We start from the raw sequence: 1,122 nt of genomic DNA on the forward strand, positions 1-1,122 counted from the left end.
CGCCGCCCGTGCCCTCGACCGGCTCCGCCTCCGCGCGCAATTGCGCGCGCAGCGCCAGGATCCGCTCGACCAGCGCCTTCTCCTCGTCCCACGCCGCCTCGCGCAGCGCGAGCCGCGCGCGCTGCGCCGCCAGCGCGTCGAGCACCTGCGCCTCGCGCGCGGCCGTGTCGATGCCGATCCGCTGCTCGCGCGCGATGATTTGCCGTTCGGTTTCGAGCGCCTCGATGCGCTTGAGCGCATCGTCGATCTCGGCCGGCACGGCGTGCTGGCTGATCGCCACGCGCGCGCAGGCCGTGTCGAGCAGGCTCACCGATTTGTCGGGCAACTGCCGCGCCGGGATATAGCGATGCGACAGCCTGACGGCCGCCTCCAGCGCCTCGTCGAGGATCTGCACGCGATGGTGGCGCTCCATCGTGCTCGCCACGCCGCGCATCATCAGGATCGCCTTGTCCTCGTCGGGCTCGTCGACGGGCACCGTCTGGAAACGCCGCGTCAGCGCCGGATCCTTCTCGATGTGCTTGCGGTATTCGGCCCAGGTGGTCGCGCCGATGGTGCGCAGGTTGCCGCGCGCGAGCGCCGGCTTCAGCAGGTTCGCGGCGTCGCCGGTGCCGGCCGCGCCGCCCGCGCCCACCAGCGTGTGCGCCTCGTCGATGAACAGGATCACCGGCTTCGGCGAGGCCTGCACGGCGTCGATCACGAGCCGCAGGCGGTTCTCGAATTCGCCCTTCATGCTCGCGCCGGCCTGCAGCAGGCCGATGTCGAGCGTGCGCACCTCCACGTCCCTGAGCGCCGGCGGCACGTCGCCGCGCGCGATGCGCAGCGCGAAGCCCTCCACCACCGCCGTCTTGCCCACGCCGGCCTCGCCCACCAGCATCGGGTTGTTCTGCCGCCGCCGCATCAGGATGTCGACGACCTGCCGGATCTCGCCGTCGCGCCCGACGATCGGGTCGAGGCTGCCGTCGCGCGCCTGCGCGGTCAGATCGACGGTGAACTGGCGCAGCGCCTGCTGGCCGCCCGCCTGCGGCGGCGCGACGGCCCCTCTGGCCTCGCCGGGCCCAGCGCGCTCGGTGCGACAGACCTCGGCTGTCGGCTGCAGGGCTTCCGGCGTGCCGCCTCGCTCCT

At 73.3% G+C, this 1,122-nt stretch carries 1 protein-coding gene; it reads right to left on the bottom strand.

Translation table 11 applies throughout. The annotated features are described in order from the left end of the window. Positions 1–1,122 (bottom strand): AAA family ATPase (locus G3N92_RS34390; RefSeq protein WP_206131919.1); only part of this gene is annotated, 1,122 nt, incomplete at both ends.

It is taken from the genome of Burkholderia sp. Ac-20379 (genome assembly GCF_017104645.1).
In the GTDB taxonomy this organism is placed as follows: domain Bacteria; phylum Pseudomonadota; class Gammaproteobacteria; order Burkholderiales; family Burkholderiaceae; genus Burkholderia.